Below are 13,206 nucleotides of genomic sequence, written 5' to 3' on the forward strand. Positions count from 1 at the left end.
TCCTCTGATGGTGGAAAGCAAGCAGGCTGTTGAAAGAAGGGTAACCCGTCGCAGCGGCAGTTCCGCGCCTACAGTGCCTTGACGGCGCCGAGCACCTGGGCCAGGGACTCCTTGGCATCGCCGAACAGCAGGGACGTCTGCGGCTCGTACAGGAGCTCGTTCTCGATGCCGGCGAAACCGGGGCGCATGGAACGCTTCAGGAACACCACCTGCCGCGCCTCCGCCACTTCCAGGATGGGCATCCCGTAGATCGGCGACCCGGAGGACGTCTTGGCCGCCGGGTTCACCACGTCATTGGCACCCACCACCAGGGCAACGTCCGTGGTCTTGAACTCCGGGTTGATCTCGCCCATTTCCTTGAGCGATTCGTAGGGCACGTTGGCCTCCGCCAGCAGTACGTTCATGTGCCCGGGCATGCGGCCGGCTACCGGGTGGATGGCGAAATCCACCTGGATGCCGCGGGCTTCCAGGGCCAGCGCCAGTTCGGCGGCAGTGTGCTGCCCCTGGGCCACCGCCAGGCCGTAGCCCGGGACGATGATCACGCGCTGGGCATAGCCCAACAGGACCGCCACATCTTCCGGTGAGGACGAGCGGACCGGACGCTCGCTCACTGCCGTGGATCCCGCCGTCGAACCTCCGCGGAACGCGCCGAACAGGATGCCCGCAACGCTCCGGCCCATGGCCGCTGCCATGGCGCGGGTGAGGATGGTGCCCGAGGCGCCCACGAGGGTGCCGGCCACCACCAGCAGGACGTTGCCCAGCACCACGCCGGACGCCGCGACGGCCAGGCCGGTGAAGGCGTTCAGCAGCGAGATGACGATGGGCACGTCTGCGCCGCCCACGGGCAGCACCAGCAGCACGCCGGCGGCGAGACCCAGGACCAGCAGCAGGACGGCAAGGGGCAGCGAACCTGAAAGGGCAACCGCGACGCCGGAGGCCACCGCCGCCAGCAGCACCACCGACATCACCACGGGGAGCCCTGGGAACACCACCGGCCGGGTGGTCATCAGCTCCTGCAGCTTGGCGAAGGTGATGCCTGAGCCGGCAAACGAAACGGCCCCCACCAGGAGCGTGAAAACGATGGCCACGCGGACCCAGGGATCCCCGGTGTGGCCCAGTTCCAGGAGGGCCACCAGGGCGGCAGCACCGCCGCCCACCCCGTTGAACAGGGCCACCAGCTGCGGCATCTGCGTCATCCGGACCCGCCGGGCCACCGGGGCGGCCACGGCGGAGCCCACCACGATGGCACCCATGATCCACGGGACGTTGTCGAGCCGGGCGGACAGGAAGACCGTCACGACGGCGATCACGGCACCCAGCGCGCCCACCAGGTTTCCGCGGCGGGCGGTCCGGGGTGAACTGAGTCCCCGCAGCGCCAGGATGAAGAAGACCGCGGCGGCCAGGTACAGCAGGGCGGTCCAGACGGGATCGAGGATGCTCATTTGCTGCCGGCCTTGGGCTGCCCGGCGTCCTTTTTCGCGTGGAACATGTGCAGCATCCGGTCCGTCACCACGAACCCGCCCACCAGGTTGGCGGTGGCGAGGACGACGGCGAGCAGCGCCACCGCCAGGACCCACGGGTCCGCTGCCTGGCCGGCCACGATGATGGCACCCACCAGGATGATCCCGTGGATGGCGTTCGCGCCGGACATCAGCGGCGTGTGCAGGGTGCTGGAGACCTTGGACACCACTTCGAAGCCGACGAACACCGCCAGCACCGTAATGGTCAGCAGGGCTGTCCCGTCCATCAGAGTGCTCCGTCCTGCCGGGCCACGGCTGCTGCGCCGGTCCGTGCCGCCAGAAGGTCTGCGGTTGGCTGGTGCCGCACCACGCCGTCGTGGGTCAGGCAGGCTCCGGCCACCACTTCATCGCCGAAATCCAGGGCCAGCGTGCCGTCCCGGACCATCAGCGCCAGCAGGTTGGCTACGTTCTTGGCGTACAGGCGGGAGGCGTCGGACGCCATCGCCGAGGCCGGGTCCTTCAGGCCCACCAGGGTGATGTGTCCGGACCCGTCGGCGGTGGGGATGGGGATGTCCTGGCCGGGCACGGATCCCTCCACGTTCCCGCCGGACTCCGCGGCGAGGTCGACGACGACCGATCCCGGGCGCATGCCCTGCACCATCTCGCGGGTCACCAGGAGGGGCGCGGGACGGCCGGGGACGGCCGCCGTCGTGATCAAAACGTCCGATTGGGCGACGTGCGGTGCCAGCAGCTGGCGCTGCCTGGTGCCGGCGTCGGTGTCCAGCTGCCGGGCGTAGCCGCCGGCCGCTTCCGCCGTTTCAAGGTCCAGCCGGATGAAGGTGCCGCCCATGGAGGCCACCTCGTCAGCGGAGGCGGGCCGGATGTCGTTGGCGAAAACCCTGGCTCCCAGCCGCTTTGCCGTCCCAATGGCCTGCAGGCCTGCCACACCGGCACCGAGGACCAGGACGCGGGCCGGCGGGATGGTCCCGGCGGCGGTCATGTACAACGGAAAGAACCGGGGCAGCCTGATGGCCGCTTCGAGCACGCAGCGGTAGCCGGCCACCAGTGCCTGCGACGTCAGTGCATCCATGGACTGGGCCCGGGAAATGCGGGGCACCAGCTCCAGGGCGAAGGAGGTGATTCCGTTGTCCGCGAGCGCCAGCACCGTGGGCAGTTCGGACGACGGCGACCCGAGCCCCACGGCGACGGCTCCCCGTTTCAACGCCGCAGCGGTGTCCGGGTCCAGCGGGCGGACGTGGGCCAGGATGTCGACGGCGCCCAGGTCCAGTTCCGGGACTACTGCCGCGCCCGCCTGCCGGTAATCATGGTCGGAGTGGCCTGCGGCGGTCCCGGCCCCGGTTTCGAGCAGGACATCCAGGCCCATTCCGGTCAGCTGCCTGACGGTGTCCGGAGTGGCGGCCACGCGCCGCTCCCCCTCACGCCGTTCCCGCGGAATGCCCAGTTTCACCCGCAGACTCCTCTTCCTGAAGGGCGTTGCAGCGGCTCTGCTGCATGCAGTTGGCTTGAGTCTAGAGCCCTGCGAGCCGCGGCGGGAGTAGGGCGGCCGGCTTGGATGGCAAAGAGTTACCGGACGCCTTACTGGCCGGCTGCACCCGTGGGCGCGGCGGCCGGGGCGGTAGCACCGTTGTTGCCGCCGCGGCGTCCCTGGCCGGGCGTTTGGGTGCCTGGGTTGTTGCCGGTTCCGGCCCCTGCGCGGCCATTGGTTCCCTGGAAGTTGCCCACGTTGGTCCGGCCGGCCCGGGCGCCCAGGTCAAGCTGCTTCTGCACCATCGAGCCGCCGAAGAACCCTGCCACCACCAGCAGGACGCAGGCCAGGATCTTCGTGGTGCGGCCGGGCGTGTACCGCTTCCTGGGAATATAGGGCTCGTCGTTGGCCTGGACCTCGGCCGGCTGGCCCGGGAAGGGCCCGTGGTCCTCGCCGGGGGGCGTCAGGGGAACGGGAGCCGGCAGCGCTTCGGTGACGGCAGCGGTGTCCGGGCTGTAGGGGCTGTAGGGGCTGGAGCTGTTCACGGGTTTCCTATTCATAGCGGAGGGCATCGATGGGCCGCAGTTTCGCGGCCTTGTTGGCTGGGTAGACCCCAAAAACCAGTCCAATGACGGCCGAAACCGCCAGGGACAGCCAGACTGTCCAGGCCTGCACCTCGGGTTGGACGCCGAGCACGGGGAATGCGCTGCCCGCAAAGCCGACGGCGATCCCGGCCACCCCGCCGATCACCGAGATCACCAGGGATTCGATCAGGAACTGCGTCACGATGCTGCCCCTGGACGCGCCGATGGCCTTCCTGATGCCGATTTCCCGGGTACGTTCCGTCACGGTGACCAGCATGATGTTCATGACGCCGATCCCGCCGACCAGGAGGCTGATAGCCGCCACCGCCCCGAGCAGGATGGTCAGTGTCTGGGTGGTGTTGGTGGCGGTGGTGAGGATCTGCGCCTGGTTGCGGACCTGGTAGTCCCGGTTGGTGGAGTCAACGTGGTGGCGGGCGTCCAGGATCATCTGGATCTCGTTTTGCGCCTGGTTCATGACGTCCGCGGAGGCAGCCTGCACCGTGATCGACGCCAGCGTGGGCGCGTAGCCGGTGAACTTGTTCTGCGCGGCGGCGAACGGCACCACCACGATGTCATCGGGATCGTTCAGGCCGGTGGAACCTTTGACCGCGAGCACGCCGGACACCGTGAAGTTCTGGCCGTTCAGCTGGATGGTCTGCCCCACCGCGGAACTGGTGGCGGCGCCGAAGAGGTCGCTGGCCACCGTGTTTCCGATGACTGCCACCGGGTTGCCTGCCTGCTGGTCGGCTTCGGTGAAGGACGCCCCGGACGCCATGGTGCTGTTGGTGATATCGAAGTACGAGGATGTGGTCCCGAGGAAGCTCGCAACGGAGTGGGTGGCGCTGGTGTACGTTGCGGTGACGCCCTGCGCCTGGACGATCGGCGCCGTGCGGGCCACATCGGGGGCCAGGACTGCATCCGTGAGGGCATGCTCGTCGCCGAGCGTGAGGTTGGTGCTGCGGGTGCGGCTTGCGCCGGCCTGGCCGCCCGTGCTGCGTCCGCCCACGCTGGTGGAACGGCTGACGGTGAGGACGTTGGTGCCCAGCTTGCCGATCTGGGCTTTGATGTTGTTGCTGGTCCCCGCCCCGACCGCGAGCAGGATAATGACGGCGGCAATGCCGATCAGGATCCCCAGCGTGGTGAGTACTGAACGCATCTTGTTGGCGGCCACCCCGGACAGGGCGAACCGCGCCGATTCGAGGAGGTTCACGGCGCCACCGCGAAGGTTCTTGCGGTCACCGGCTGCTGCCGGACATCGGAGACGATCCTGCCGTCCTGCATCCGCACCACCCGGCCGGCCCGCTCGGCGACGTCCATTTCGTGCGTGATCATCACGATGGTCCGTCCGCTGGCGTGCAGGTTCCCGAAGAGGTCCAGGATCTCCGCCGAGGACCGCGAGTCCAGCGCTCCCGTGGGCTCATCGGCCAGCAGGAGCACCGGGTTGGTCACCAAGGCCCTGGCGATGGCCACGCGCTGCTGCTGGCCGCCCGACAGCTGCGACGGCTTGTGGCCTGCACGACTGGACAACCCCACGGTATCCAGCATGGCCAGGGCGCGGCTGCGCCTCTCGTGGCGCCCCACTTTGGCGTAGGCGAGGGGCATGGCCACGTTGTCCACCGCACTGGTCCTGGAGATCAGGTTGAAGTTCTGGAACACAAAGCCGATCTTGCGGTTGCGGATCTGTGCCTGCTGGTATTCGTCCAGCTCCCGGGTGTTGATGCCGTCCAAGCGGTAACTTCCGGCGCTGGGCGCGTCAAGGCACCCGATGATGTTCATCATGGTGGACTTCCCGGACCCCGACGCTCCGATGATGGCCACGAAGTCGCCCCGCTCGATCGCGATGTCCACGTTGTCCAGCGCGCGCACCTCTGCCTCACCCTTGCCGTAGACCTTGCTGACACCGGAGAGTTCGATGACTGCTGCCACGGTCACTGGCCGCCGTTCCGGGTACCGCCGCGGGTGCCCGCGCCGCCCAGCCCGCCGGCGCCGAATCCTCCACCGGTGGGGGTGCTGCCGGTGTCAAGCGTGCTGGAAATGGCCGGAAGTTCCACCTGGTCCCCGTCGGCAACGCCGGTCAGGACCTGGGTGCGCCCATTGGCGCTGATCCCGGTGGTGACCGTCACCGGCGTCGGCGTGCCATTCTTGAGGACGCTGACCGTCTGCCGGTTCCCCGTGGTGGTGATGGCGAGGCTGGGTACCACCAGTGCGTCGTCGGCTGTGGCAGTGGTGACCGAAATGTTGGCGCTCTGGCCCAGGCGCAGCCCGGCCGGCGGATTGGCGATGGAGACCGTCACCGGATAGGTGACCACGCCGTTGGTGGTGCTCGAGGTCTGGGCTATGGAGACCACCTTGCCGGTCACGGGTGCGGCGGCAGGATCCTGGGCCAGGGCGGGAAAGGTGAACTGGGCCGTCTGGTCCGGCTTCATGCTGGTGACGTCGGACTCGGAGAACCCGGCAACCACCTGCAGGTGGCCGGTGTCGCTGATGGTGACCAGGCCGCTGCCGGAGCTTGCCCCGGCAGGCGACGATGCCCCGGACGACGCGGACGAGGCCGCCCCGGTGCCACCGCCGGCGGTGGCACCGGACGAAGCTGCCGAGGAACCCGAGGAGGACCCCGTCAGCGCGCCGGCCGTTGCGGCGACCGACGTGACGGTTCCTGCCACCGGCGAGGTCAGGTTGCAGGCGGCGAGGTTCGCCTTGTCCGTATCGACGGCGAGTTGGGCGCTGGTGACGTTGGTGCCCCCTGCCGAGGCCGCCGCGTTCTGGGCGTTGCCCAAGGCAGTCGTGGCGGAGGCAACCTGCTGCTTGTCCTTAAGCTGGGTGGACGCAGCCTGGTTTTGCGCCTGGGTCAGCGCGGCCTGGTCCTTGGCCAACTGGTTCTGGGCCGCCGCCACCGGGTCCGTCCAGTTGGCAGGCTTCGGGTTGGGGACCGGCACGGCCTGGGCGGCGGTCACGGCAGCATTATCGGCATCCACTGCCTTCTGGGCCGCGGACACCGCAGCGGACTGCTGGGAGGAGTCCAGGCCGGCGGATTGCTGGGCGTTCACCAGGGACTGGTTTGCCGTAGCCACCTGCCCGGCGGCGGATGCCTGCTGCTGGTTGGCCTGGGCCGTCACCGAATCCAGCTGGGCTTGGGCCGCGTTCAGGGCATTCTGGGCATTGGTGGGATCGATGGACACCAGCAACTGCCCGGCAGTCACCTGCTGGCCCAGTGTTGCTGCCACGGATTGGATCACGCCGCTGCAGTTCTGGGCGCTGACCACCGTGGTGGTTTGCGGGGCGACATTGCCCGAAGCTGTGGCCACCGAAGAGATAGCCGCCTTGCCCACCGTTACCGTGCGCACGGCCGCTGACGGGGTGGTGGAGCCAGCCGCCGTGGCCGTGAGGTAGGTGCCTGCGCCGAGGGCCAGAATGACGGCGCCCAGGCCCAGGTTGATAACAAGGGATTTTGAGGTCATGGCTGGACCTTAAAAGGGGCACCTGAAGATACGCCGTGAAAATGGTGGGAGCAGGGCGAATGGGACCTTTTGTGTCGTCCCGTCCCGATTCATCCCACCCGCAACGGGGCCTACCCGCGGGCGGTGAGGTCGGCGGAAATGAGTTTCGCCGTCGCCACGATTTCCCGTGCCACCGAGGCCAGGTAGGCGTCCCGGTCCGGTTTGGCTTCCACGGACTGGGCCTGCAGGGACACGTTCACCGCCGCGACCACCTTGGAACCGTCATAAACCGGGGCGGCCACGGACATCAGGCCCAGCTCGAGCTCCTGGTCCAGCAGGCACCAGCCCTGCGCCCGGACGGTTTCCAGCACGGCCAGCAGTTCCGGGACGCTGCCCAGGGCGCGCGGCGTCAGCGGCTTGACCTCCGCCGCCGCCAGGTACGCCTTGAGGTCCGACGCCGGCAGGTGGGCCAGCAGCACGCGGCCCATCGACGTCGCATACGCCGGGAAGCGGGTGCCCACCGTGATCCCGATGGTCATGATGCGGCGGGTGGTCACCCGCGCGACATAGGCGATGTCCGTACCGTCCAGCACGGCGGCCGAGGTGGACTCCCCCAGCTTCAGGGAGAGTTCCTCAAGGTGCGGCTGGGCCAGCTGCGGCAGTGACAGACCCGAAAGGTACGCGTATCCCAGCTGGAGCACCTTGGCCGTCAGCGCGAACGTCTTCCCGTCGGTCCGCACGTAGCCCAACTCCACCAGGGTGTGCAGGAACCGGCGTGCTGTGGCCCGGGTCAGGCCCGTCCGGCCTGCCACCTCGGTGAGGGTCATCACCGGACGGTCGGCATCGAAGGCGCGGATCACCGCCAGGCCGCGTGCCAGCGACTGGACGTACTGGTCGCTGGCCTGCGGGGCGGCCTGGGTGTCTGTGCGGACGGCGTCGGTCATGGTTACCAATTTTAGGGGCCGTCCTTAGGCGGCCGGCGCGGCTTTCAGCGGGACGGGGACCAGTTCCTGGAGTTCTTCGAGGGTGCAGCCGAAGGTTTCGCGGACGGTGACGCCGTCGGGACCGGTGAGGAAGACGCCCTTGTCGGTGTAGACGCGGGTGACGCAGCCGACGCCGGTGACCGGGTAGGTGCAGGCCTCAACGATCTTGGAGGCCCCTTCGCGGGTGAGGAGGGTCATCATGACGAAGACGTCCTTGGCGCCGGTGGCGAGGTCCATGGCACCGCCGACGGCGGGAATGGCACCGGGTGCGCCGGTGTGCCAGTTGGCCAGGTCTCCGGTGGCGGAGACTTGGAAGGCGCCCAGGACGCAGATGTCCAGGTGCCCGCCGCGCATGATCGCGAACGAGTCCGCGTGGTGGAAGTAGGACGCACCCGGGAGTTCGGTGACGGGGGTCTTGCCCGCGTTGATGAGGTCCTCGTCAATGTCGTCGCCCGTGGCTTCAGGGCCCATGCCGAGCATCCCGTTCTCCGTGTGGAGGGTGATGTTTTGTTCTTCGGTGAGGTAGTTCGATACCAGGGTGGGCTGGCCGATCCCCAGGTTCACGAACGAGCCCGGGGCGATGTCCTTTGCCACGAGGCGGGCGAGGTCGTCCCGGCCCAGGGGTGTTTCAGACGTTTTGGTGCTGGTTTCGGTGAGGCTCATCTCAGGCCGCCTTTTCTGCCGTGTTACCGCTGCCGGCAACCTTGACGATGCTGTTGACGTAGATCCCCGGGGTGACCACATTCTCAGGGTCCAGCGCGCCGGTGGGGACGATCTCGGCGACCTGGACGATGGTGTGCTTGGCGGCGGCGGCCATGATGGGACCGAAGTTCCGGGCGGTCTTGCGGTAGACCAGGTTGCCCTTGCCGTCCGCCTTGAGGGCCTTGATCAGGGCGACATCGGCGTGGATGGGGGTTTCGAAGACCTGGCCGCGGCCGTCGATGATCCTGGTTTCCTTGCCTTCGGCGAGCATGGTGCCGTAGCCCGTGGGGGTGAAGAACCCGCCAATCCCGGCGCCGGCGGCGCGGATCCGCTCCGCCAGGTTGCCCTGCGGGACGAGTTCGAGTTCGATTTCGCCGGCTTTGTACTTGGCGTCGAAGTGCCAGGAATCGGACTGCCGCGGGAAGGAGCAGATCATTTTCTTCACCCGGCCTTCCTTGATGAGCAGGGCCAGGCCTTGGTCCCCCTGGCCGGCGTTGTTGTTCACCACGGTCAGGTCCGTGGCGCCGCATTCGAGCAGCGCGTCGATCAGTTCGAACGGCTGCCCGGCGTTGCCGAACCCGCCGATCATCACGGTGGAGCCGTCCTTGATGCCGGCCACGGCCTCCTGGACCGAATCAACAAAGTTCAGCATGGCTTATGCCTTTCCGTTTGAGGCGGTGACGTTTTCGAGGACCACGGCCAGTCCCTGGCCCACGCCGATGCAGATCGCCGCGACGCCCCAGCGTTCCCCGGAGGCCTGCAGGGACCGGGCCAGGGTGCCCAGGATCCGGGTGCCCGAGGCGCCCAGTGGGTGGCCCATCGCGATCGCCCCGCCGTGGGCGTTCACAATTCCGGGGTCGATGCCCCAGGCGTTGATGCAGGCCAAGGACTGCGCGGCGAAGGCTTCGTTAAGTTCGACGGCGCCCACCTGGTCCCAGCCGATACCCGCCTTCGCGAGGGCCTTGTTCGCCGCCTCCACCGGCGCGTAGCCGAAGTACTGCGGGTCGTTGCCGTGCGCGCCGCGGCCGGCGATCCGGGCCAGCGGGTCCAGCCCGAGCAGCCCGGCACCGGCCTCGGACCCGATCCAGGCCGCGGAGGCGCCGTCGGACAACGGCGACGCGTTACCGGCGGTGACCGTGCCGTCCTCGGTCCGGAACACGGTCTTCAGGCCGGCCAGTTTCTCCGCCGACGAACCGGCGCGAATGCCCTCATCCCGGACCAGGTCCGTACCGGGCACCGGGGCGACGAGGTTGTCGTAGAACCCCTCGTCCCAGGCCGCGGCAGAGAGGTTGTGCGAGGCGGCGGCGAACTCGTCCTGCTGCTCACGGGTCACACCGTACTTCTCGCGCAGCCGCTCGGTGGCCTCGCCCAGGGAGATGGTCCATTCCTTCGGCATGGCCTTGTTCACGAGGCGCCAGCCCAGCGTGGTGGACGCCAGGGTCATGTCCCCAGCCGGGTAGGGCTTCTCGGTCTTGGGCAGCACCCACGGTGCACGCGACATCGACTCGGCCCCGCCCACCAGCATCAGCTCGGCGTCACCGGCGTTGATCTGCCGGGACGCGATGATCGCCGCATCCAAAGACGACCCGCAGAGCCGGTTGACCGTGGTCCCCGGAATAGACACCGGCAGTCCCGCGAGCAGGGTGCCCATCCGGGCGATGTTCCGGTTTTCCTCACCGGCGCCGTTGGCGTTGCCGAACACCACCTCATCGATCCGCTCGACATCGAGGCCGGGAGCGCGTTTCACCGATTCCTTGATCACGTGCGCGGCAAGGTCATCCGGACGGACGGCCGCGAGGCCGGAACCGAACTTGCCGAACGGGGTGCGGACGGCATCGTACACAAAAGCCTGGTTCATGAAGGTGCATCCATTTCTTTGAAGACCTGCTGGGCAGTTTTGAAGGCGGTGTTGGCGGAGGGGACGCCGCAGTAGATGGCTGTCTGCAGCAGGATCTCCTTGATCTCGTCCCTGCCCAGGCCGTTGGTGAGGGCAGCACGGATATGCATGGCGAGTTCTTCCCAGTGCCCGTGCGCCACCATGGCGGTGATGGTCACGGCGGAGCGCATTTGCCGGGTCAGCCCGGGCCGGGTCCAGATGCCACCCCAGGCGATGCGGGTGATCATGTCCTGGAAATCGTCGGTGAACTCGTCCTTGTTGGCATTGGCCCGGTCCACATGCGCGTCGCCCAGCACCTCGCGCCGGACCGCCATGCCGCCGTCGTAAATATCCTGGCTGGTGGCGCCGGGCTGGACCACGCCGTGGCGCTCCTGGCCGGCCCGTTCGGCGGGGCTCACTTGGCTGCCTCCCGCGATTCGGCCCAGCTGATCAGGCTGCGCATCAGGTCCGCAACGTGGGCCGGCGCCTCCGCCGGAGCCAGGTGCGAGATGCCCTCTACGGTCACGGCGGTGGCGGTGCCGCCCCCGGCGGTGATGCCGGTGGCCACTTCGTCCGCCATGTCCGGCGTGGCCACGGCGTCCAGCGCACCCGCAATGACCTGGGTTGGGACGGTAATGCCGCCGAGTTCACCGCGCACGTCGAAGGCTGCCAGAGCTTCGCAGCAGAAGGCATAGCTGAAGCGGTCGGCATCGCGCAGTGAATGCAGGAGCCGGCTGCTGAACTCCGGTTCGCGGTCCATGAAGCCGGGGGCGAACCACCGTTGGGCGGAGCCCTGGATCATCACGGGCGTGCCCTGGGTGCGGACCGTTTCGGCGCGCTCCAGCCAGGCTTCCGGGGTGCCGATCTTCGCGCCGCTGTTCTGTACGGAGAGGCTCTTGAGCCGTTCACCGTGCTGGATCCCGAGCTGCAGGCCCACCGCGCCGCCCAGGGAGACACCCGCGTAGTGGAACGCCTCGTCCGGGGCGATGGAATCCACCAGGTCCACAACGGCATCAGCCAGGGCGGCGACGTCGAAGGGTTCGGTGGCGGCGGGCGAGACGCCGTGCCCGGGCAGGTCCCAGGCCACCACGTCGTAGTCGTTGCCGAGCAGGGACGCCGCCCGGTTCCACAGGATGGACGATGTGCCCAGGGAAGGACCGACCACCAGCAGGGGGTGGTCGCCCAAGGGTCGCTGGGGTGAGAGCAGCGCTGCTTTGACGGCCGGTTTAGCCACGGGAAGCTCCGTTCGCGTTGGGGGAAACATAGTCGGGGAAAGATGCCAGGATGCGGCGGGAGATCTCCACCGATTGGCCCAGGTAGCTGGCCGGGTCCAGGAGTTCCGCCAGCCGCGCGTCGGGGACGACGGCGGCGGGGACAGCGTCGCGGAGCAGCTTCCGGTACGCTGCGGCTTGCTCGGCCGGAGCCGCCTGCAGGGTCTGGTCCACGACGTCCTGCAGCTGCTGCTTGCCGCTGCGGCTGCCCTTCTCCGCCAGCAGCGGCGCGACGGCGGCATTGACACCCTCCGCCAGCAGCAGCGGGCCGGCGAGGTCCAGGTTGCGGCGCATGGCGGCCGGGAATACCTGCAGTCCCTCTGCAAGTTCGCGGAAGTGCCCGGCGGCGCCGAGGGTGAGGGCCAGGAGCTGGCGCAGGGCCGGCCACTCGGTGTGCCAGGCCCCATCCGGGCGTTCGTCGTTGAAGGTGGCGGCGGCCAGGTGCAGCTGCGCCGCCAGGCCGGGTGCCTGCAGCGCAGCGCTGCGGACCAGGACGGAGAGCACCGGGTTCTGCTTTTGCGGCATGGCGGAGGAGACCCCGCGCCCGGCGGCGCGTGGTTCCGCGACTTCTCCCACTTCGGGGCGGCTGAGGAACAGGACGTCCGCGGCGATCTTGCCGTAGGCGTCCAAAACCGCGGCCAGGGCGTTGCCCAGCGAGGTGATGGCCAGCCGGTTGGTGTGCCAGGGAGCCGGCGCCTGAGCCAGGCCCAGCTGGGTTGCCAGGGCGTCGGCCAGGCTGAACGGTGTGGCGTGCGTACCGTCAGTCAGCACGGTTCCGGCGGCCAGCGTTCCTGCCGCGCCGCCGAACTGCACGGGGAACTCCAGGGCAGCCAGCTGCCGGCCCGCCGCGGCCACGCCGTGGAACCACTGCGCAGCCCGGAGCCCGAAGGTGTACGGGAGCGAATGCTGTGTCAGGCTCCTGCCCACGCACAGCGTTTCCGCGTGCTGCGCCGCCACGGCGGCGAGGGCTGCCGCGGCGCCGTGCAGGTCCTCCAGGACGGCGTGCACGGTGTTCCGGGCAAGCAGCATCAGGGCGGTGTCCAGCACGTCCTGGCTGGTCAGGGAGGTATGGACGGCCTTTCCGGCGCCAACCCCGGCGGTGTCGAGTGCCGCCACGTTCTTCCGGAGGTCGGCCAGCAGGGGGATCACCGGGTTGCCGCCGCCCTGGGCGCGCAGCGCGATGTCGGCAAGGTCGTAGCGCCCCGCCTCAGCGGCGGATACGACGACGGCGGCGGAACCGGCAGGTGCCAGGCCGGCCTTTTCCAGCACGGCGGCCCAGCCGGATTCGACGGCGAGGATGGCCGCCAGCACTGCCCGGTCCCCCGTCAGCGCCGCCACCAGGGGTGAGGCTGAAACGGGACTGAGCAGGCCGGCGTCGGCCTCTTCCGCGAAGCCGCGCATGTCTCC

The 13,206-nt window shown here is 68.8% G+C and carries 14 protein-coding genes; all 14 read right to left on the reverse strand.

Features of this window, described 5'->3' with window-relative positions:
• Window positions 1–68: 68 nt before the first annotated feature.
• The 14 genes from AB4Y79_RS04245 to AB4Y79_RS04310 all read right to left on the reverse strand — a co-directional run bounded on the left by AB4Y79_RS04245 (window position 69) and on the right by AB4Y79_RS04310 (window position 13,200).
• Window positions 69–1,442, reverse strand: a complete 1,374-nt coding sequence (locus tag AB4Y79_RS04245; RefSeq protein ID WP_441859031.1) for an NAD(P)(+) transhydrogenase (Re/Si-specific) subunit beta — start codon at window positions 1,440–1,442, stop codon at window positions 69–71.
• Window positions 1,439–1,747, reverse strand: coding sequence for an NAD(P) transhydrogenase subunit alpha (locus AB4Y79_RS04250; RefSeq protein WP_308929327.1), 309 nt, complete (start codon window positions 1,745–1,747; stop codon window positions 1,439–1,441). The genes AB4Y79_RS04245 and AB4Y79_RS04250 overlap by 4 nt, the downstream gene beginning before the upstream one ends.
• The gene (locus tag AB4Y79_RS04255; protein WP_441859033.1) at window positions 1,747–2,928 is read right to left on the reverse strand and encodes a Re/Si-specific NAD(P)(+) transhydrogenase subunit alpha; all 1,182 of its coding nucleotides are present in this window, start codon (window positions 2,926–2,928) and stop codon (window positions 1,747–1,749) included. The genes AB4Y79_RS04250 and AB4Y79_RS04255 overlap by 1 nt, the downstream gene beginning before the upstream one ends.
• 128 nt (window positions 2,929–3,056) lie before the next feature.
• Window positions 3,057–3,491, reverse strand: coding sequence for a hypothetical protein (locus AB4Y79_RS04260; protein ID WP_441859035.1), 435 nt, complete (start codon window positions 3,489–3,491; stop codon window positions 3,057–3,059).
• 7 nt (window positions 3,492–3,498) lie between these two features.
• Window positions 3,499–4,740 (reverse strand): ABC transporter permease, encoded by a 1,242-nt coding sequence (locus AB4Y79_RS04265; protein ID WP_441859037.1) that lies wholly within the window; start codon window positions 4,738–4,740, stop codon window positions 3,499–3,501.
• On the reverse strand, window positions 4,737–5,462 hold the full coding sequence (locus AB4Y79_RS04270; protein WP_441859039.1) for an ABC transporter ATP-binding protein: 726 nt from the start codon (window positions 5,460–5,462) through the stop codon (window positions 4,737–4,739). The genes AB4Y79_RS04265 and AB4Y79_RS04270 overlap by 4 nt, the downstream gene beginning before the upstream one ends.
• Window positions 5,459–6,988, reverse strand: a complete 1,530-nt coding sequence (locus AB4Y79_RS04275) for an efflux RND transporter periplasmic adaptor subunit (RefSeq protein ID WP_441859041.1) — start codon at window positions 6,986–6,988, stop codon at window positions 5,459–5,461. Before AB4Y79_RS04275 ends, AB4Y79_RS04270 begins: the two co-directional genes overlap by 4 nt.
• Before the next feature lie 110 nt (window positions 6,989–7,098).
• A complete protein-coding gene (locus tag AB4Y79_RS04280; RefSeq protein ID WP_441859043.1) occupies window positions 7,099–7,911 on the reverse strand; it encodes an IclR family transcriptional regulator domain-containing protein in 813 nt (270 codons plus the stop codon).
• A gap of 24 nt (window positions 7,912–7,935) precedes the next feature.
• Window positions 7,936–8,613 (reverse strand): 3-oxoacid CoA-transferase subunit B, encoded by a 678-nt coding sequence (locus tag AB4Y79_RS04285; protein ID WP_441859045.1) that lies wholly within the window; start codon window positions 8,611–8,613, stop codon window positions 7,936–7,938.
• A 1-nt stretch (window position 8,614) separates the two neighbouring features.
• Complete coding sequence (locus AB4Y79_RS04290; protein ID WP_441859047.1) at window positions 8,615–9,304, reverse strand: 3-oxoacid CoA-transferase subunit A; 690 nt, start codon at window positions 9,302–9,304, stop codon at window positions 8,615–8,617.
• Between the two features lie 3 nt (window positions 9,305–9,307).
• The gene (locus AB4Y79_RS04295) at window positions 9,308–10,510 is read right to left on the reverse strand and encodes a thiolase family protein (protein ID WP_441859049.1); all 1,203 of its coding nucleotides are present in this window, start codon (window positions 10,508–10,510) and stop codon (window positions 9,308–9,310) included.
• Window positions 10,507–10,947 (reverse strand): 4-carboxymuconolactone decarboxylase, encoded by a 441-nt coding sequence (gene pcaC, locus AB4Y79_RS04300; protein ID WP_441859051.1) that lies wholly within the window; start codon window positions 10,945–10,947, stop codon window positions 10,507–10,509. The genes AB4Y79_RS04295 and pcaC overlap by 4 nt, the downstream gene beginning before the upstream one ends.
• The gene (locus AB4Y79_RS04305) at window positions 10,944–11,762 is read right to left on the reverse strand and encodes an alpha/beta fold hydrolase (RefSeq protein ID WP_441859053.1); all 819 of its coding nucleotides are present in this window, start codon (window positions 11,760–11,762) and stop codon (window positions 10,944–10,946) included. Before AB4Y79_RS04305 ends, pcaC begins: the two co-directional genes overlap by 4 nt.
• Window positions 11,755–13,200 carry a lyase family protein gene (locus AB4Y79_RS04310; RefSeq protein ID WP_441859504.1) on the reverse strand — a complete coding sequence of 482 codons (1,446 nt, stop codon included), beginning with the start codon at window positions 13,198–13,200 and terminating at the stop codon, window positions 11,755–11,757. The genes AB4Y79_RS04305 and AB4Y79_RS04310 overlap by 8 nt, the downstream gene beginning before the upstream one ends.
• Between the last annotated feature and the right edge of the window lie 6 nt (window positions 13,201–13,206).

The sequence above is a fragment of the Pseudarthrobacter sp. YAF2 genome (assembly GCF_052113345.1).
Classification (GTDB): Bacteria; Actinomycetota; Actinomycetes; order Actinomycetales; family Micrococcaceae; genus Arthrobacter.

Bases quoted from the DNA above. Each gene is read 5' to 3' on its own strand.
- AB4Y79_RS04310 (WP_441859504.1), bottom strand. From the start codon at position 13,200: ATGCGCGGCTTCGCGGAAGAGGCCGACGCCGGCCTGCTCAGTCCCGTT.
- AB4Y79_RS04275 (WP_441859041.1), bottom strand. From the start codon at position 6,988: ATGACCTCAAAATCCCTTGTTATCAACCTGGGCCTGGGCGCCGTCATT.
- AB4Y79_RS04290 (WP_441859047.1), bottom strand. From the start codon at position 9,304: ATGCTGAACTTTGTTGATTCGGTCCAGGAGGCCGTGGCCGGCATCAAG.
- AB4Y79_RS04280 (WP_441859043.1), bottom strand. From the start codon at position 7,911: ATGACCGACGCCGTCCGCACAGACACCCAGGCCGCCCCGCAGGCCAGC.
- AB4Y79_RS04295 (WP_441859049.1), bottom strand. From the start codon at position 10,510: ATGAACCAGGCTTTTGTGTACGATGCCGTCCGCACCCCGTTCGGCAAG.
- AB4Y79_RS04245 (WP_441859031.1), bottom strand. From the start codon at position 1,442: ATGAGCATCCTCGATCCCGTCTGGACCGCCCTGCTGTACCTGGCCGCC.
- AB4Y79_RS04250 (WP_308929327.1), bottom strand. From the start codon at position 1,747: ATGGACGGGACAGCCCTGCTGACCATTACGGTGCTGGCGGTGTTCGTC.
- AB4Y79_RS04285 (WP_441859045.1), bottom strand. From the start codon at position 8,613: ATGAGCCTCACCGAAACCAGCACCAAAACGTCTGAAACACCCCTGGGC.